15 protein-coding genes are annotated in these 20,370 nt (G+C 29.6%); 11 read left to right on the top strand and 4 right to left on the bottom strand.

Going from position 1 to position 20,370, the window contains the following annotated elements; genetic code table 11:
- The 4 genes from ccsB to M3Z80_RS04655 form a co-directional block, all read left to right on the top strand.
- On the top strand, positions 1-2,407 hold a 2,407-nt coding region (gene ccsB / locus M3Z80_RS04670; RefSeq protein WP_293918025.1), incomplete at its 5' end, for a c-type cytochrome biogenesis protein CcsB.
- A gap of 600 nt (positions 2,408-3,007) precedes the next feature.
- On the top strand, positions 3,008-3,646 hold the full coding sequence (locus M3Z80_RS04665; protein ID WP_293918024.1) for a DUF4290 domain-containing protein: 639 nt from the start codon (positions 3,008-3,010) through the stop codon (positions 3,644-3,646).
- Positions 3,643-4,956, top strand: coding sequence for a UDP-N-acetylglucosamine 1-carboxyvinyltransferase (gene murA / locus M3Z80_RS04660; RefSeq protein ID WP_293918027.1), 1,314 nt, complete (start codon positions 3,643-3,645; stop codon positions 4,954-4,956). The genes M3Z80_RS04665 and murA overlap by 4 nt, the downstream gene beginning before the upstream one ends.
- 16 nt (positions 4,957-4,972) lie before the next feature.
- On the top strand, positions 4,973-5,977 hold the full coding sequence (locus M3Z80_RS04655) for a glycosyltransferase family 2 protein (protein WP_293918023.1): 1,005 nt from the start codon (positions 4,973-4,975) through the stop codon (positions 5,975-5,977).
- A 2-nt stretch (positions 5,978-5,979) separates the two neighbouring features.
- Here the strand turns inward: M3Z80_RS04655 and M3Z80_RS04650 are convergent, their stop codons facing one another.
- Positions 5,980-6,399, bottom strand: coding sequence for a hypothetical protein (locus M3Z80_RS04650; protein ID WP_293918022.1), 420 nt, complete (start codon positions 6,397-6,399; stop codon positions 5,980-5,982).
- 449 nt (positions 6,400-6,848) lie between these two features.
- On the opposite strand from M3Z80_RS04650, the gene M3Z80_RS04645 reads away from it, so the two are divergent.
- The 7 genes from M3Z80_RS04645 to M3Z80_RS04615 all read left to right on the top strand — a co-directional run bounded on the left by M3Z80_RS04645 (position 6,849) and on the right by M3Z80_RS04615 (position 15,670).
- Positions 6,849-9,056 carry an anaerobic ribonucleoside triphosphate reductase gene (locus tag M3Z80_RS04645; RefSeq protein ID WP_293918021.1) on the top strand — a complete coding sequence of 736 codons (2,208 nt, stop codon included), beginning with the start codon at positions 6,849-6,851 and terminating at the stop codon, positions 9,054-9,056.
- On the top strand, positions 9,049-9,552 hold the full coding sequence (nrdG, locus tag M3Z80_RS04640) for an anaerobic ribonucleoside-triphosphate reductase activating protein (protein WP_293918020.1): 504 nt from the start codon (positions 9,049-9,051) through the stop codon (positions 9,550-9,552). The genes M3Z80_RS04645 and nrdG overlap by 8 nt, the downstream gene beginning before the upstream one ends.
- 136 nt (positions 9,553-9,688) lie before the next feature.
- Positions 9,689-12,301, top strand: coding sequence for a DNA gyrase subunit A (gyrA, locus tag M3Z80_RS04635; RefSeq protein WP_293918019.1), 2,613 nt, complete (start codon positions 9,689-9,691; stop codon positions 12,299-12,301).
- 10 nt (positions 12,302-12,311) lie between these two features.
- On the top strand, positions 12,312-13,691 hold the full coding sequence (locus M3Z80_RS04630) for a tetratricopeptide repeat protein (RefSeq protein ID WP_293918018.1): 1,380 nt from the start codon (positions 12,312-12,314) through the stop codon (positions 13,689-13,691).
- 137 nt (positions 13,692-13,828) lie between these two features.
- Positions 13,829-14,446, top strand: coding sequence for a LemA family protein (locus M3Z80_RS04625; RefSeq protein WP_293918017.1), 618 nt, complete (start codon positions 13,829-13,831; stop codon positions 14,444-14,446).
- A gap of 20 nt (positions 14,447-14,466) precedes the next feature.
- Positions 14,467-14,889 carry a TPM domain-containing protein gene (locus tag M3Z80_RS04620; RefSeq protein WP_293918016.1) on the top strand — a complete coding sequence of 141 codons (423 nt, stop codon included), beginning with the start codon at positions 14,467-14,469 and terminating at the stop codon, positions 14,887-14,889.
- Entirely contained in the window at positions 14,861-15,670 is an 810-nt protein-coding gene (locus M3Z80_RS04615) for a TPM domain-containing protein (protein ID WP_293918014.1), read from the top strand. The genes M3Z80_RS04620 and M3Z80_RS04615 overlap by 29 nt, the downstream gene beginning before the upstream one ends.
- A gap of 170 nt (positions 15,671-15,840) precedes the next feature.
- On the opposite strand, the gene M3Z80_RS04610 is transcribed toward M3Z80_RS04615, so the two are convergent.
- The 3 genes from M3Z80_RS04610 to M3Z80_RS04600 all read right to left on the bottom strand — a co-directional run.
- The gene (locus M3Z80_RS04610; RefSeq protein WP_293918012.1) at positions 15,841-17,067 is read right to left on the bottom strand and encodes an aminotransferase class V-fold PLP-dependent enzyme; all 1,227 of its coding nucleotides are present in this window, start codon (positions 17,065-17,067) and stop codon (positions 15,841-15,843) included.
- A gap of 60 nt (positions 17,068-17,127) precedes the next feature.
- A complete protein-coding gene (locus M3Z80_RS04605; RefSeq protein WP_293918010.1) occupies positions 17,128-19,833 on the bottom strand; it encodes a PD-(D/E)XK nuclease family protein in 2,706 nt (901 codons plus the stop codon).
- A 41-nt stretch (positions 19,834-19,874) separates the two neighbouring features.
- The coding region (locus M3Z80_RS04600) for a YdcF family protein (RefSeq protein WP_293918008.1) at positions 19,875-20,370 on the bottom strand (496 nt) is incomplete at its 5' end.

Raw genomic sequence — 20,370 nt, 5'->3', positions numbered from 1 at the left:
AAAACAGAATTTACATTATGCAAGCCTATATCAATTTCCAAATGTGACTTTTGTAATTCCTTTACCTCCTCAAAGAGGTAAAATAATCTATTTTGAAGGAGATAAAAATAAAAATTTGGAAGATCCAGATTTAGTATACATGAAAGCTACGACAGATCATGAGACTAAAGAATTTTCATTTTATGGTAAAAAAGGAATTACAGGAGTTCAAAAACAAATAAATATTGATGGTTTGATTATTTCGATAGGTTATGGTTCACGAATATATAAAACTTCTCCCTTTTCGCTAAAGTTAAATAAATTCACTATGGAGCATTATCCGGGTAGTAATAGTCCATCTTCATATGAATCGCATGTTTCGATTATAGACAATGGTAAGGAAATTCCCTACAATATTTATATGAATCATATATTAAATTATAAAGGATATAGATTCTTTCAATCCAGTTTTGATCCAGATCTTAAAGGGACTATATTATCAGTAAATCACGATTTATGGGGAACAACAATCACATATATAGGCTATGCTCTCTTAATAATAGGAATGTTTATGACATTGTTTTGGAAAGGAACTAGATTTTCAAAACTGAACCTTCAGCTAAAAAAAATTGCAGAATATAAAAAAATTCATGTCCTAGTTTTACTACTTTTAAGTCAATACGCTTTTACTCAAAATATTAACAAAGTAAGTGAAAAGCAGGGACATGATCATTCTCAACATACCTATTTAAATAATTCTAAAGAAGTTAACAGTAGAACTTTTAGCAAAACTATTAACATTCCAAAATCACATTCTGATAAATTTGGAGAACTTTTAGTTCAGTCTTTCGAAGGTAGAATCGAGCCAGTAAATACATTAGCTTTAGAAATTTTACGTAAATTATATAAAAGCGAAAAATTTTACGATTTAGATGCCAATCAGTTTTTTATTTCGATCTCTATGAATCCAATGAATTGGGCAAATGTTCCTATTATTAAAGTTGGAAATAGAGGAGGTGAACAGCTTAAAAAAATAACAAAAGCTAATAAAGAAGGATATACCTCTTTAATGAATCTTTTTATTACAAAATCCGACGGATCACCCTTTTTTGTGTTGGAAGATGATTTTCGACGAGCATTTAGTAAAAAACCATCTGAACGTACTAATTACGATAAAGAAATAATTGAGCTTAATGACAAGCTTCAAGTGATGCAAGGAATTATAAGCGGACAGTATTTAAAATTTATACCTATTCCGAACGATAAAAATCATACTTGGACTTCATGGATATCATCAGATATGAAAACTAATGAAACCGCTTTAAATTTAATAGGTGGATATTTTAGATCCGTGTTGTTAGCTGAAAAAGATGGGAATTGGAATCAAGCGGATGAAGCACTTCATAAAATAACAAACTATCAATTAAAATGGGGGGAAGAAGTTATCCCGTCAAAACCAAAAATTGATTGGGAAATCCGATATAATAATTGGAATATTTTCTTCAAAATTATGATTCTCTATGCTCTATTAGGAGTATTGTTACTTTTAATTGCTTTTTTAAAACTATTTACAGATACTAATAAATTCTATACAGGACTTGAAAAAGTTTTATTAGTAATTGTAATTCTAGCAATGATTATACAAGGCATCGGATTAGGAGTACGCTGGTACGTATCGGGGCATGAGCCTTGGTCTAATGGATATGAAGCAGTTATGTTTATAAGTTGGGTAAGTGTATTGGCTGGGTTATTATTATATCGAAATAGGAACGGATTTATTCCAGCAGCTGGATGTTTGGTGGCTGTCATTTTAATGGGATTTGCTCATGGAGGAGATCAAATGAACCCTCAAATTACCCCCTTAGTTCCTGTTTTAAAATCTTATTGGTTAATGATACATGTTGCTGTAATTACTTCTAGTTACGGTTTTTTTGGCTTAAGTGCTTTAATCGGTACTGTTGTTTTAATATTATTTATCCTAAACCATAAAAGAATATCTCATAAGGTTGAAAGTTCAATTAGAGAATTAACTATTGTAAATGAAATATCCCTTACTCTTGGAATATTTTTATTAACTATAGGGACTTTTTTGGGAGGAATATGGGCAAATGAAAGCTGGGGACGTTATTGGAGTTGGGATCCTAAAGAAACTTGGGCACTTATTTCTATAATAATTTATGCCATAGTTCTCCATTTAAGATTAATACCCAATTGGAGAGGGAAATATCTATTTAATTTTTTGTCTATAATTTCTTTCTCATCCATACTTATGACCTATTTCGGAGTAAACTATTATTTATCAGGATTACATTCCTATGCGCAAGGAGATTCAGTTCCCGTGCCTTTGTGGGTCTATATAGTAGCTATGTCAGTAATTTTGTTGGGTATTATTTCATTTATGGCACAAAAAAGAAAGATTTATTCATAAAATTTTTGTTTAATTAACCTTATTAAAATTATTATATGAATGTTTTTAAAGTTTTTTTAATTTAATTTTATATAGTTTTATTCCGTAGTAAGTAGAAAAAATAAGATAATTTTACAATTATTATTTTTTTAATATTTTGGTATAATAAAAACCTATTTTCTGATAATGATTAAATTTATTCGTAATAAATTACTCTTTGTTATAAAAAAAGCAAATAAATAAATGACAAAGAATTTCAAAATATCAAGAAATATAATTACATTTGTAATCTGTAAAATTAGACATCTTATCTGCTAAAACTATCGTTCCTTTTTTAAATAATTTCCAAAGGTGTATTAAAAAAATATAATTTTTTCAACTAAAAGTTTTACGGATAATGAAAAATAATAATAGTTTTCCATTATGATAATAAGGTATAAAACGTGTGGAATCTAACTTAGAATTTTAGAATTTTAAATTACTTTGTGATAACTTTTTTCATAATATATAAAGGGTTTGTAATAAGACCTTACTTACAAAAGAAGGAATAAGATTATAAGCTTTTCCTTAAAAAATTTTACATAATATATATATTTGCAATATTAATTTTAAATTAAAATTATGGAGTATAATACTCAAAGAAAAAAATTAATTATTCCTGAATACGGAAGACATGTACAACAATTGGTAGATCATTGTATGACGATAAAAGATGATAACGAAAGAAATAAATTTGCCAGATCTATTATAGATGTAATGGGTGATCTAAATCCACACCTACGTGATGTACCAGATTTCCAGCATAAACTATGGGATCAACTTTTTATAATGGCTAATTTTGAATTAGAAGTAGAATCCCCTTATCCTATCCCAACTAAGTCAGACATGAATACTAAACCAAAAAAGATGGGATATCCTAGTAATGAATCCAAATACAGATATTACGGTACTAATGTGAAGAAAATGATTGAAATAGCGCGAAGTTGGGAAGAAGGCGATAAAAAGGAAGGATTAAAATATGTTATAGCCAATCAAATGAAAAAAAATTATCTGAAATGGAACAAAGATCAGGTAGAAGATGAAGTTATAGTAAATCATTTAGAAGAATTGTCAAATGGAGCATTAAAATTAAATTCCAAAGATCCTTTAGTGAATATACCAATACAAAATAATTCAAATTTGACATATAAAAATAAAAATAGAAATAATAATTATAGAAACCAAAAAAAGAATAATTTTTCAAAAAATAAAAATAAATAATGAATACTTTTCAGATTTGTGGTGGAAAACCTCTTCATGGAGAATTTTATCCGCAAGGTGCCAAAAATGAAGCTCTTCAAGTCATATGTGCAACTTTGCTTACCTCAAAATCCGTTAGGATAAAAAATATTCCGGAAATTCAGGATGTATTAATTTTAATTGAAATTTTAAAAACTGTTGGGGTTAAAGTAACCAGGAATGTTAAAGGAGATTATACATTTTGTTCTGAAGAAATTGATTTTGAATTTCTGAAAAGTAAAGATTTTAGAAAAAACGGAGCACAGTTAAGAGGCTCCATCATGCTATTAGGCCCTTTGTTGAGCAGATTCGGAGAGGCATATATTCCTATACCAGGAGGTGATAAAATTGGAAGAAGAAGATTAGATACTCATTTTAACGGATTTATTGATTTAGGAGCGGAATTTGAATACGACGAAGAGGAAAAATTTTACTCCGTTAAAGCAAAAAAATTACAAGGAAATTATTTACTCTTAGAAGAGGCTTCAGTTACGGGTACCGCTAACATTATTATGGCAGCCGTGTTAGCTGAAGGAAAAACGCAAATATACAATGCCGCTTGCGAGCCGTATATACAACAGTTATGTAAGTTGCTTTTAAAAATGGGAGCGAAGATTGAAGGCATCGGATCTAATTTTTTGACTATTTACGGAGTATCTGAACTTAACGGTGCAGAACACACTGTTCTTCCTGATATGATTGAGATTGGAAGTATTATTGGATTAGCGGCGATGACTCGGTCAGAGATTACAATTAAAGAGGTAAGTTGGGAAAATTTAGGAAATATTCCGGATACTTTTAGAAGATTAGGGATTCAAATAGATAAAATAGGAGATGATTTACACATTCCCTCACAAGAACATTATAAAATACAAAATTTTATTGACGGATCGATTTTGACAATTTCTGATGCGCCTTGGCCTGGATTTACACCAGATTTATTAAGCATTATTTTAGTGGTTGCTACGCAGGCTAAAGGAAGTGTTCTTATTCATCAAAAAATGTTTGAAAGTAGATTGTTTTTTGTTGATAAATTAATCGATATGGGAGCACAAATTATTCTTTGCGACCCGCACAGAGCTACCGTTATAGGACTAAACCATAAAGTACCTTTACGAGGCACAATTATGACTTCACCAGATATTAGAGCCGGTATTTCATTATTAATCGCTGCCATGTCTGCAAAAGGTACAAGTAGAATTCATAATATTTATCAAATAGATAGAGGGTATGAAAACATTGATGATCGATTAAGAGCTTTAGGCGCTGAAATTGAACGAATTAATGTTTAATCTAAAAAAAATAACAATGCATGGGAATCAACGTTTAAAAATTACTATCATAATCGCAATATATAATAGAAAAGAAGAACTCCAAGAACTATTGTACAGTTTGATTAAACAAACTGACAAAAACTTTGAAATAATTGTAGTTGATGATGGATCAGAAAAAAAACTTGAAACTATAGTTTCTTCCTACGCAAATGAATTAGATATAAAATATTTTTACAAAAATAATTCTGGAGCCGGTTTATCAAGAAACTATGGGGCAAGACATGCATCAGGTAATTATTATATTTTTTTAGATTCTGATTGTATTGTTCCCACAAATTACATCGAAAATGTACGCAATGAGCTTAAACGTAATTATGTAGATGCGTGGGGGGGGGCTGATTCTGCCGATAAAAATTTTACGGATTTACAAAAAGCTATATCCTATTCCATGACCTCATTATTTACTACCGGTGGAATACGAGGAAATAAAAAATCAGTAAATAAATTTCAACCACGAAGTTTCAATATGGGAATTTCTAAAGAAGCTTTCGATGATGTAAAAGGATTTTCAGAGCTGAGAGTAGGGGAGGATCCTGATTTAAGCCTTGCTTTATGGGAAAAAGGATATAACACAAGTTTTTTTCCTGATTGTAAAGTTTTTCATAAAAGAAGATCCTCATTAAAGAAATTTTCCAATCAAATTTATCATTTTGGAATTGCTCGTCCAATTTTAAACCAAAGACATCCAAAATTTAAAAAGATTACATTTTGGTTTCCCTCTATATTTATGATTTTTACGGTTATATCTGTTCTATTATCTTTTATAGAATATTGGTTTATTTTACCGTTAGTTTTTTATTGTTGCCTTATATTAATTGATTCAAGCTATAGAAATAGGAGTTTGAAAATTGGATTGCTATCATTAGTATCAACCTTTATCCAGTTTTTTTCTTATGGATCCGGTTATTTGTTGTCTTATGTAAAAGTAGAAATTTTAAACATCGATCCAAAAATTGCATTTCCATCCCATTATTGCTAATTTTATCTAAAAGAAGCATGATTACTGGTTTTCATTAATCTTCCTTCTTCAACAACTTCTTTTTTATTTTCGTAATAATATGTGTTATAATATAAGACATTGTTCTCTATTTTAACAGTTTTTACTTTTATTCCGCCATTTTTATTTATATACTTTTTAAAATTATCTTTTTTGGCCTCCTTTTTAGAAAAAAATAAAACATAATCACAATCATTTAACCATTCAATCCTCTTATAAGATTGTACCCCATTGGTAATTTCCAATTGCCTATTTCCCATTCTTATAATTATTGAATTTAAATTAGGATTTGGGCTAACATTTCTAAATTCACCTTTATTAAAATCGAGGCACGTAAGTTTCTTATCCTGAGCATAAGAAGTCAAAGAAAGGGATAAGAATAACAATATAATAATTTTTTTCATATCTCAAATATAACAAAATAATTTAGCTAAAAAAAAATAGGTGTTGATAACTTTATTTAGTTTATTATTAATCTATTACTATCAATATATTTATTATTTCAACTCATTTTGTTTTCAATAAATAATCTTAATTATCAGTATCTAATTATATTTTTTTTTAATAATATCATAAGAAATAATTATGTTGAAAATAAAATCTTTAAATAAAAAAAGCTATGCTAAATTAAAATTAACTTTGTAATACAAATATAAGCTACGTTTCGAATACATGAAATTTGACAGTCAAATATCTTCTACTATATTTATTTATAGTATTTAAATACAATAATTAAATCGTCAAATATTGTATTCGTGCTTTCCATGCTAAACTTTTAATAGTACTTAAATAAATTCTATACTAATTAAATGTTACGCATAATTTCAGTATAATATTTTAAATTAAACATAAAATGATTCAGACAGTTATTAAAAGAGATGGACGTGTTGTCGAGTTTAATAAAAACAAGATTTTTAATGCAATCAGTAAAGCGATGCAAAGCACAAAAAACGGAGTGGATTCTTTTTTAATACAAAAAATTACTGATGAAATATTTTCGCAGGGAAAAAAAGAGATGACCGTTGAAGATATACAGGATATGGTAGAAATGGAGCTAATGAAAAGCCCACGTAAAGAGGTTGCAAAAAAATATATATCCTATAGAGATCAAAGAAATGTTGCAAGGAAAGCGAAAACTTGTAATATGTTTTTAGAAATAATAGAAACGAAATCAAATGAGATAACGAGGGAGAATGCAAATATGAACGCAGATACTCCTGCAGGTATGATGATGAAGTTTGCAAGTGAGACTACTAAACCTTTTGTTGATGATTATCTTTTAGATCCTAAAGCAAAAGAAGCAATACAATCGAATTATATACACGTACACGATAAAGATTATTATCCCACTAAAAGTCTTACCTGTGTACAACACCCTTTAAATAAAATATTACAAAACGGTTTATTTGCAGGACATGGAGAATCTAGACCCGCAAAAAGAATTGAAACTGCTAGTATGCTGGCCTGTATTTCATTAGAAACCGCTCAGAATGAGATGCATGGTGGTCAGGCAATTCCGGCATTTGATTTTTATTTAGCACCTTTCGTAAGGAAAAGTTATATAGAAGAAATTAAAATATTAGAGCAAATTAACGGAAAAAATTATGAGCATTTATATAACTATGAAATTAAAGACTATATAAAGGAAGGATTAGACGATAAACAGGGCGATCAAAGAATTGTACAACATGCTATAAATCGAACCGTGAGTCGTGTGCACCAATCTATGGAAGCATTCATTCATAATATGAATACCATACATTCGAGAGGAGGAAATCAAGTGGTATTCAGCTCTATTAATTACGGGACAGATACTTCTCCAGAAGGAAGGTGTGTGATAAGAGAATTATTAAAAAGTACAGACGAAGGAGTAGGGAATGGGGGAACAGCAATATTTCCTATTCAGATATGGAAAAAAAAGAGAGGGGTAAGCTATTTACCGGAAGACACCAATTATGATCTGTATAAATTAGCTTGTAAAGTTAGCGCTCGTCGTTTTTTTCCAAATTTTCTCAACTTAGATGCTACATTTAATCAACACGAAAAATGGGAATCAACTGATCCTGCGAGATATCAATATGAAACGGCAACTATGGGGTGCCGTACTAGAGTTTTTGAAAATAGATTCGGAGAAAAAACTTCGATAGGAAGAGGTAACCTTTCATTTACAACAGTAAACTTGGTCCGATTAGCATTAGAAAGTCGTGAGATAGAAAATGAATCAGAACGTATTCATGAATTTTTTAAAAAATTGGAAGATACCTTGCACATTGCTGCTATGCAATTACATCAACGTTTTGAATTTCAAAAAACCGCAGCGCCAAAGCAATTTCCTTTACTTATGTCAACTTTATGGAATGGTGCAGAAAAACTAAAATCTGAAGAAAGTATTGAAAAAGTTATAAATCAAGGAACGTTAGGTATTGGTTTTATAGGACTGGCAGAAGCTTTAGTAGCGTTGATAGGAAAACATCATGCAGAAAGCGAAAAATCCCAAAAATTAGGTTTAGAGATAGTGACATTTATGAGAGATAAATCTTTGATCTTTTCAGAAACCTACCAGCATAATTATAGTATACTTGCGACGCCAGCCGAAGGCATTGCAGGAAAATTCACTCGTAAGGATAAGAAAGATTTCGGAATTATACCGGGAATAACAGACAGAGAATATTATACCAATTCAAATCATGTACCCGTATATTATAAATGCAGTGCACATGTAAAAGCACAAATCGAAGCACCCTATCATGAATTAACCAGAGGTGGACATATTTTTTATGTTGAAATTGATGGAGATGCCACACACAATCCACAATCAATTATGACAGTTGTAGATATGATGGATAAATATAATATGGGATATTCTTCTGTTAACCACACACGAAACAGATGTTTACAATGCGGATATGAAAATGCTTCCTCACAACTCGACGAATGTCCGAAATGCGGAAGTACACATATAGACCGTCTACAAAGGATTACGGGATATTTGGTTGGAACAACTGACAGGTGGAACTTTGCAAAGTTGGCAGAATTAAATGATCGGATCATCCATGACTAAAATATCAGTTTTAGATATCCTTTATGACACCACGGTGGATGGACCGGGATTTAGAACTTCAATTTATGCTGCCGGGTGCATTCATAAATGTTTAGAATGTCACAATCCACAATCATGGGATTATGCAAACGGACAGGAATATTCCATTGAAGAGTTGCTTGATATTGTTTCCGTTTCGGAATTTGCCAATGTTACCTTTACGGGAGGAGACCCTTTAATACAGGTAAATGAATTTACGGAATTAGCAAAAAAAATAAAAACTTTTACTCATAAAAATATTTGGTGTTATACCGGATTTACATTTGAACAAATCAATAAATCCCAAAAATTATCACAAATTTTACCTTTTATAGATGTACTGGTAGATGGAAAATATATGAACAATTTATATAATGAAGATTTGCCTTTTAGAGGCAGTTCTAATCAAAGAATAATTGATGTACCAAAAACACTTCAAACAGAAGAAATAATACTTAAAGAAGACTTTTTTATATAAAAAATTTAAATCAAAATAAAAAATCACAAGATGAAAAACGCGTGATCCCTTAACTAAACGAGTCAAATTGCACGTTCGATAAAAATTCATTATCTTTACGGTCTTATACTAAAGAAAAAAATAAACAAGTACATTTATGATAGGAGAAGGGGAAAAATTAATTCCTATTAACATTGAAGATGAGATGAAATCATCTTACATTGATTATTCAATGTCTGTGATAGTTTCCAGAGCTCTACCCGATGTGAGGGATGGCCTAAAACCCGTTCATAGAAGGGTTTTATATGGAATGTATGAATTAGGAGTTACTGCAAATAGTTCTTACAAAAAATCTGCAAGAATTGTGGGAGAAGTAATGGGGAAATATCACCCACATGGAGACTCTTCTGTATATGATACTATGGTAAGACTTGCTCAAGAATGGTCCATGAGATATCAATTAGTAGACGGACAAGGAAATTACGGTTCCGTGGATGGAGACCCTCCGGCTGCTATGAGGTATACAGAAGCACGTTTAAAAAAGATCTCAGAAGAGATCTTATCTGATATAGATAAAGATACTGTTGATACTCAGCCTAACTTTGACGATACCTTGGAAGAACCTAAAGTTATGCCTACTCGTATACCTATTTTGTTGGTAAATGGAGCTTCAGGTATTGCTGTTGGTATGGCTACCAATATGGCCCCTCATAATCTCACCGAATCCATAAGCGCTATATGTGCCTATATTGATAATAGAAATATAACTATTGATGAACTCATGCAGCACATCAAAGCTCCTGATTTTCCTACCGGAGGTATCATATATGGATACGAAGGAGTAAGAGCTGCATTTGAAACAGGAAGAGGAAGAATTGTACTTCGCGGAAAAGCTAATTTCGAAGAAGTTCATGGTAGAGAAGCTATTGTTGTTACCGAAATTCCGTATCAAGTTAATAAAGCAGATATGATTGCTCGTACTGCCGAATTGATAAAAGAAGACAAATTACACGGCATATCCGAAATTAGAGATGAATCTGATAGAACTGGAATGAGAATAGTATATGAACTTAAGCATGATGCTATTCCAAATGTTGTTCTAAATCTTTTATATAAATATACTGCTTTACAAACTTCATTTAGTGTAAATAATATTGCACTTGTCAACGGTAGACCGGTACAGCTAAACTTAAAAGACATCATTCACCATTTTGTCGAACATAGACATGATGTTGTAGTAAGAAGGACTCAATATCTTCTAAAGAAAGCTCAGGAAAGAGCTCATATTTTAGAAGGATTTATGAAAGTAATAGCTACACAAGATTCTTTAGATTTAGCTATAAAAATAATTAGAGAAAGCTCAAGTCCTAGCGAGGCTAAAACAGGCTTAATACAAGAATTTGATTTAACGGAAATTCAAGCCCAAGCTATTCTAGATCTTAGATTAGCTCGCTTAACCGGTATGGAATTGGATAAAATCCGTGATGAGTATAACTCTATTATGAAAGAAATAGAATATCTTAAAACTATATTAAATGATGAAGGATTAAGATATACCATTATAAAAGAAGAATTAGAAGAGATCAAACAAAAGTACGGGGACGAAAGAAAGACAGAGATTAATTTTGCGGGTGGAGAAATGAGTATTGAAGATATTATTCCAGACGAGAAAGTAGTGTTAACGATTTCCAAAATGGGATATATTAAAAGAACATCTCTTTCCGAATATAAAACTCAATCTAGAGGTGGTGTCGGAAACAGAGCTGCTTCAACAAGAGATGAAGATTTCCTTGAATACGTAGTATCCGCTACGGCACATCAGTATATGCTTTTCTTTACCGAAAAAGGTAAATGTTTTTGGTTGAGGGTATTCGAAGTGCCGGAGGGCTCTAAAACTGCAAAAGGAAGGCCTATTCAGAATTTAATTAATATTGAATCTGATGATAAAATAAAAGCCTACATATTAACCCATGATTTAAAAAATGAGGAATATACAAGCAATACATTTTTAGTCATGGTTACTCAAAAAGGAACGATCAAAAAAACAACATTAGAAGCTTATTCAAGACCTCGTGCGAATGGAATCAATGCAATTAATGTTAAAGAAGGAGATACCTTGGTAAGTGCCAATTTAACTTCAGATAATGATGAAATAATGATTGCTACCAAATACGGAAAAGCCATTCGATTTCCACAGGAAAAATTAAGACCTATTGGTAGAAATGCTTCCGGAGTAAGAGGTATTACGCTTGGAAATGAAGACGACGAAGTAATTGGAATGGTGATTATTTCAGATCCGGAAAATGATACAATTTTAGTGGTATCTGAACAAGGTTATGGAAAACGTACCCATGCAGATGCCTATCGTATCACTAACAGAGGAGGAAAAGGAGTCATTACCTTAAATATTACCGAAAAGACAGGAAATCTGATAGCTGTTCAGAAAGTAACAGACGATAATGATTTAATGATTATAAATAAATCGGGTGTGGCTATTAGAATGTCTGTAGAAGAATTAAGAGTTATGAGTAGAAATACGCAAGGCGTTAAACTCATTAACCTTAAAAAGAACGACGAAATTGCAGCTATCACTAAAATCGAAAAAGAAGAAGGCGTAGATGAGGAAGAATATGATGAAAATGAAAATAGCATCGAGAGTGTTTCCGCTTCAGAGATAGAAAAAAATAACGAAAATTCAATTAATTCTGATGATTCGGAAAACAATTTAGACGGATCAGAAGAAAATGATAACACAGAAACCCAGGAATAAAAACCTTTATATGAAAAAAATATCAGTTTCCTTATTTTTATTAATGAGTCTTATTTCCTTCAGTCAAGAAAAAGAAATAAAAGATGCTTTTAACGCATTCGAAGGGGGTAATAAATCTAAAGCTCAAACATTAATTCAACAAGTAGAGACAACTGTTGATGAAAAGATTACCAGTTTAGATCCGGATACTTATGCCAAATATTTATACGTAAAAGGAAATTCTTTATTAGAACAAGGGAAGACATTAGAATCCGCTAAAATTTTTTCTAAATTAGCGATGTATGAAAAGGGACCTATATATTCTTTAAAGAATAAAAATACTAAAGAAAAAGCCTTTGTTCTTACAAAAGCAGAAGTAGAAAAATTGAGTTCGGAAGGTTTTTCTGGTTTAAAAGAAACTAAATCGGGAACCAATTATTTACAGAAAATTATTCCTGTTTTAGAACAAAAAAGACAAGAAATTTCTAACAAAGCAACCTCAGAATATAATGCTAAACAATATGTAAAAGCGGGTGATGATTTTTTGGAATCTTATTATTTAACTAAAGCTGCAGGAAAAGCCGATAATATTTTCAAATATTATTCTGCCATATCTTATCATGCAGCTGAAAACAATACCAAAGCTTTAGAATTATATTTAGAACTGCTTAATGATGGTTATACCGGTAAGACAACCACTTATACGGCTTTACAAAATGGAAAAAGAGTTTCCTTAAGCGAAGAACAATATAATTTGTTTAAATCCACACCAAGTTCTGAATTTTCTGATTTTAAAAAAGAAGAATCTCCTTCAGTTGAAGCAGATTTATATAACTATGCGATTTCCATATTAATTTCCGATAAGAAATATAATGAGGCATTGGCTCTCGCAGAAAAAGGATTGAAAAAACTGCCTAATAATACTAATTTGAATTCACAAATTGGAGAATTATATTATCAAACAGGACAAACAGATAAATATATTGCTAAATTAAAAGAATCTGTTCAAAAGAATCCTAATGATTATGTTTCTTACTACAATTTAGGAGTATTATACAGTAAGGATCCACAAACGATGGTTCAAGCAAAAGAAAATTATAACCAAGCCTTACGTATAAAACCGGATTATGCTGCAGCCTATCTAAATTTAGCCGCTTTATTATTATCTCCTGATAAAGAGATTGTTGAAAAAATGAGAGCTTTAGGTTCTACCAAAGCCGATCAACAAAAGTATGATACTTTATTAGAAAAAAGAAAAGATATGTTTAAACAAGCTTTGCCTTATTTAGAAAAAGCATACGGATACGAAAATAAAGATAAGGGAATAATACAGGCATTAAAAGAAGCTTACAGGGTACTACAGATGAAAGATAAATTGGAAGAAATGAGAAAAATAGAAGCAGCATTATAAAAAGATATTAAAAATAAGTATATATATAGATAAAATAAGGGGAAGTATTGATAAATCTTCCCTTACTTTTTAGGAATAATATTTGTTAACTTATAATAAAATAAATTATTTATAAATAAAAAATTGAAATTGAAATTATGAAAAAAGGATGTTTAATCGGAGGGGGAATTCTAGGTTTAATAATAATTATTATTATTGGAATATTCGCATGGGGGGTAAGCATTAATAATAATATGATTGAATTGAATAACGATGTTAATTTAAAATGGGGAGCAGTTGAAAGTTCATATCAAAGAAGATCGGATTTAATTCCCGGATTAGTTGCAACTGTTAATAAAGCAACCAATTATGAAAAGGAAACTTTAACCTCTGTTATTGAAGCAAGAGCAAAAGCAACCTCAGTTCAGATTGATCCATCAAATTTATCTCCAGAAAAATTAGCTGAATTTCAAAAAGCTCAATCTGGATTAGGATCTGCATTAGGTAGATTATTAGTATCTATAGAAAAATATCCGGATTTAAAAGCTAATCAAAATATTTTAGGATTACAAAATCAATTAGAAGGTACTGAAAATAGAATAAAAATAGACAGAGATAATTTTAACCAATCTGTTACAACTTATAATAACTATATTCAAAAATTCCCTGCAAGTATTGTAGCTAATTTTAGGAATTTTAAAGAAAAAGGTACATTCAAAGCAGATGCAGGTGCAGAAAAAGCTCCTAATGTTGATCAATTGTTAAATGGTAAATAATTAGAAATATTAATTCCCAAATGTTATTTTCACCTCAAGACGAAGAGTTGATCATTGATGCAATTAAACAAGCAGAATCGATGTCAACAGGAGAAATTCGAGTTCATTTAGATCAAAATTTAACCGGAGATGCCTTGGCTACTGCTCAATCAATATTTAATAAACTTGGTATGGAAAAAACCAAAGATAGAAATGCGGTTTTATTTTATGTCTCAGAAAATAAGAAAAAGATTGCAATAATTGGTGATGTTAGAATTCATTCACATGTACATCAAAATTTTTGGGATGAATTAATAAAAGAAATAATTATTTCATTCAAAGAGGAAAAATATAAAGAAGGAGTAATTAATGCCATTTTAAAAACAGGAATAAAATTGAAAAAATTTTTTCCAACTGATGGAAAAAGTATAGAAAATGAATTACCCAATGAAATATCCCGTTAAGTTTATATTATTAATATTCGGTTTATTTGTAAACATTTTCCTATATGGTCAAACTGAATTTAAAATACCAGAAAAACCTCAATTAGTTTATCCCGTTAACGACTATGCAAATATTCTTACAGATGATCAACTAAATGCCTTAAATAATAAATTAATTTCATACAGTGATTCAACTTCAACTGAAATTGTTGTTTGCTTAATTAAGACATTAGGTGGGGATGATATAAATTATGTGGGAGCAAAATGGGGAGCAAAATGGCAAATAGGTCAAAAGTATAAAAATAACGGAGTTTTATTATTAATAGCAACAGATGATCATAAGCTAACCATACAAACCGGTAGAGGAGTAGAAGATGCATTAACAGATTATACATCCAGCACGATTATACATCAATATATGATTCCTTACTTAAAGCTAAATAATTTTTATGAAGCTATTAATTCCGGAACAGATCAAATTATTAATGTTCTTCAAGGAAAATTTAAGGCTGACAATAAAGGTGATGATGATGATACAACTTCCGGAATAGTTATTGCTATTTTTATATTTTTTATAATACTTTTATATATTTTAATGCATAAAAATAATAAAAACAATACGTATTATGATCGTAATGGTAAACGAAGAAATAATGATGATGATTTTTGGGGTGGATTAGGAGGATTTATTGGAGGAAGTATTTTTGGTGGTGGTAGTAGCAGTGGTTCCCGAGGTGGAGGATTTGGAGGATTTGGAGGCGGGGGCAGTTTCGGTGGTGGAGGTGCTAGTGGTAGTTGGTAAGAATCCTAAATACCATTTTTATTAATTTAATGATTAAATCTGTTAAAATTAAATATTTAATAAATTAATAATTATACTATTATAATTTATTCAAACTAAATAATATTGAAAAATATCATCTTTTCAAAAACTCAATAATTCTTTCCAATTTATTGAGTTTTTAATTATTTTTATTTTAACATTTTCTGAGTCAAATAAACACCTTCAATTAATTTGTCAATATCTTCTTTCATAGTATATACAGCAAATGAAGCACGAACCGTACCTTTAATACCAAAACGTTTCATAATTGGCTGTGCACAATGATGCCCGGTTCTTACTGCAATTCCTTGTTTATCTAAAATAAAACCAACATCTGAAGAATGTACATTATCTAAATTAAGATTAAATGATAAAGCTCCTGAGCAAAATTTTGCTTTCTGTGCATATATAATTATATCATCAATCTGTGATAATTTGTCCTTTGCATATTTTAAAATAGTATCTTCATGTTTGCTTATAGTCTTGTAACCGATGGCTTGAATAAATTCAATTGCATTTTTTAGTACAATATTTCCTGCAATATTAGGAGTTCCTGCTTCAAACTTAAAAGGTAAATCGGCATAGGTAGTTTTTTCAAATGTGACTTCTTTGATCATTTCTCCTCCACCTTGATAAGGTTTCATAGAATCCAATAAATTTTCTTTTCCATATAAAATACCTACACCGGTAGGTCCATATAGCTTATGTGAAGAAAAAACATAAAAATCTACATCCAATGCTTGAACATCTATTTTTCTATGAGAGACAGCTTGTGCCCCGTCTATTAATACATAGGCTCCCGCTTTATGAGCTTTTGTTATAATTTCTTCAATAGGATTAACAACTCCTAAAGCATTGGAAATATGATTTATTGAAACAATCCTCGTTTTATCAGAAAGCAATCGATCAAATTCATCCATTATCAAATCTCCATTATCATCAACCGGGATTACCTTAATTCTTAATTTTTTTCTTTCTGCTAAAAATTGCCAAGGAACAATATTAGAATGATGCTCTAAATTAGAAATGATAATTTCATCGCCTTCATTCACTAAATTTTCAATTCCGTTAGCCACAAGGTTTATACTATCTGTTGTACCTTTAGTAAATATAATTTCATAATCTTTTTTAGCATTTAAAAACTCCTGCACAGACTTTCTAGATTCTTCCATTTCTACGGTAGCCAATTGACTAAGTGTATGTATCCCTCTATGCACATTAGAATTTATCGTTTTATAATATTGTTCTTCAGCATTAATTACAGAAATGGGTTTTTGTGTAGTAGCAGCATTATCTAGATAAACCAAGGTTTTATCATTTATTTGCTGTTCCAAGATCGGAAATTGTTTTTTTATATCTTTTAATTTTTCGGTCATTTCTCAGATAGTTATAGAATCAAAATTAGTTCATTAAATTGAAAATAATATTATTTTTTATTATAATTTATAACCTGAATATTTTTCAACAAATGGAATGGTTGGGTCAGCAATTTCTAAAATTAGTTTACTAATTTCTTCAAATAAAGCTTTTGTATGAGACTCCGTTAAATTTTCTACGGAATCTATTTGTAAAATTTCTAAACCTCGAAATGGTTTTTTAAAACTCCAAATTCCTACTTTTACGGTATCTGTCAATTTTTCATTTAAAATCATATAAGCATAGAAAACTAACTGAATATAAAATTTAAAATTTTTATCTTCTTGTATATTCTCAAATTTATCGGATTTAAATTTTAAAGTACTAATGGAAGTAGTTTTATAATCTATGATCCGATCTTCATTATTAAATAAATCCCACCGATCTACAAAACCTTTTAATGAAAGGGTACCTAAGCTCGGAATATCAATACTTGAAACTAATTCTTTTTCTATTTCTTTTAAAATGATTTCATTACCGTTCTTAATATCGGTTAGATCACGTAATAATATTTTTTCAATGGTTTTTTTTGCAAGTTGTTTTTGTAAATAATTCTGTCCTTTTTTAAATAGATCCGGATTTAATTCTTTTTCAATATATTGATTCAAATTGACGGAATAATTTTTTAATGCCAAAACTAAATCATTTTCGCACAGCTTATTTCCTTGCAGCGGTGAATATATGGATTCTAATGTGTGATGAATCAAATTTCCATAATTTAAAGCAGAAATTTCCTCTTCCATATCTTGCTGCTCTTTAATTTTCAAAATTTTTTGAAAATAAAAATTTATGGGATTATAATGATAGCTTGTTAAATGTGTAGGTGAAATGGGATTTTTTAACCAATTATTTATGGACTCTATTAAAGCAGGAGTCTTTTCAATTATTAATTCTTTAGATTGTTTTAAATTGCCTCCGTAGGATGCAATAGACTCTTTTAATTTGTGTTTTGTTTCAAATTCTAGTTGACTAATAAATCGACTTTTTTCACCCGAATTAATTCCTTCAGTAAAATTATTATATACTAAAGTTACATTTTGTGCATGTTGTATTAATCTATAAAAATGATAAGAATATATGGAATCATTTTCTAAGAATGTATTTATATTATAATTTTTTTTCACATCAAAAGGAATAAATGAATTATCATTTTTTCCTCCCGGTAAAATACCCTCATTTACACCAGACATAATCACATTCTTAAAGCTCAATAAACGTGTTTCCAATACCCCCATAATTTGAAGACCTGCAAGGGGTTCTCCAACGAAATCGATTTTTTCATTGGTAATTATATGCTGATAAAATGAATGGAGAAGGGAATAACTATCAATTAAAACATCTTGAGATAATTGCGTTAACAAAATTGAAAAAAGATTTTTAAACTTTAAGTAGGTTTCTTTAAGAATTTGATTATCTGAATCGGTTTTCCAAAATTGTTCATTACAAAATTCATATAGTTTATGTACTAAGTCGACAGGGTTTGCGTATGTTTTAAATATAAAATTGTAATAATTATTAGCTAATCGTTCATAAATAAGTGTTTCGGAGATGTAAATAAGATTATTCTTTTTAATTACGGAAATGAATTCTTTTACATCTGGTGTAATGTTTAGCAAAGGATTTTGAAGAATAGACAAAATATCATAATAATAATATCCTTTAGTTTTATTTTTTTCTCTAAATATATGTAAACGAAATATTTGTTTGAAAAATGAAGCTAAAAATGAATTTTTTAGCGGATATCCCATAGTTATATTAATTTGATTAATATTTTTTGGGATACTTTCTAAAATGGCAGGTAAAATTGCTTCATCGCATAATACAAGTGCAGTATTCTGTAAATCATTTTCTGATATGGTTTCTAAGATTGATCCGATATATTTAGCTTGCGCTACCTCTTGTGAGGTACTAACAACTTGTATATTTTTAGAATTATTAAAATCATTTTCTACCCATTTAAAATCTCGAGTAGCATAATAATTCCAATTTTTATATTTCCTTAAAAAGTTTCCGGCTTCTTGATTAATATCATTCACATAATAACTATCGGCATCCCAGTAAATATAAGTTTGGAAATGGGAAACAAAATGTTTTATAAATTTTTCTTCTTTAGGGGTTAAAGCATTAAAACCAACAAAAACGTAAATTTGATTATTAGGAATATCTAAAGTGTTTAAATTTTTTAATACTGAACTAAGTATCATTCCATGAGTTCCTAATCCTTTTTGTTCAAGTGCTGCAACTAATTCATTGTAAAGAGTTAAATTATTTTCCCAAAATTTAAGATTTTTATAATATAATTTTTTATCGTTATCGGAATCCAGTTTTTGGCCCCAATTTTCAATTCTTTCAATTGAAGATAAATGTTTTAATACTTTATGCGGATTTTCAGAAAAAATATCAATATCATTAAAGTCCTTAAGTAGGGTAGGTATCCATTTTAAGAAATCTTCCAACTTTTCGTTCGGATTAATAAATTTTTTTTGTATTTTAAAGGCTTCTAACCAAAGCGGTATCGGCTCGATTTTGACTAAAGTAGAAAATTTATATATAAAATCTTCAATTGTAAAAAAAGTAGGTAAAAAACCATCATATCCTTTTTTTATAAGATATCTTTTAAAAAATATGATAGGTCTTTTACCTGGGATGATAATTGTTAGTTTTGATAATTCCTTATTTTTATCAAGTACATCATCAATTACTTTTTCAATAAAGTTTGTATTCATAAAATCATTAAGGATTTTTAATTTACATTTTTTATAAAAATTTATTTAAAAAAGTAATAATAATAATAGGCAAAAAATTCTCTAACTAGTGAAATATAATGATGTCTTTTACTATAATGATGAGAACTGGCTGAACCTAAATTATAAAATCCTAATTTATAATACATGAGCTTAATTCGAGAAATATGATAATATTGTGAAATTATAATTAATTTTCTATAATTATTAGCTTTCATAATTTTTAATGAATTCTCCACATTTTCTTCCGTATTCACAGCTTTATTATCTAAAATTATATCAGATAATAATACTCCATGTTCCAATAAATATTCTTGCATAAGATCGGCTTCACAAAAATTTTTATAGGCTAGACCACCTGAAACAATCAATTTTTGTACTTGACCTTCATTATATAATTTTAACCCAATATTTAACCTACGTATTAGTGACATGGGCATAGACCCGTCTTTTTTGTTTTTTGTACCAAAAATTACTCCTACATCTGCATCTCTAGTATCTTCTTGATTACCATCAATA

It is taken from the genome of Apibacter sp., assembly GCF_025291155.1.
Classification (GTDB): Bacteria; Bacteroidota; Bacteroidia; order Flavobacteriales; family Weeksellaceae; genus Apibacter.
This window is presented reverse-complemented; position numbering and strand designations above follow the sequence as displayed.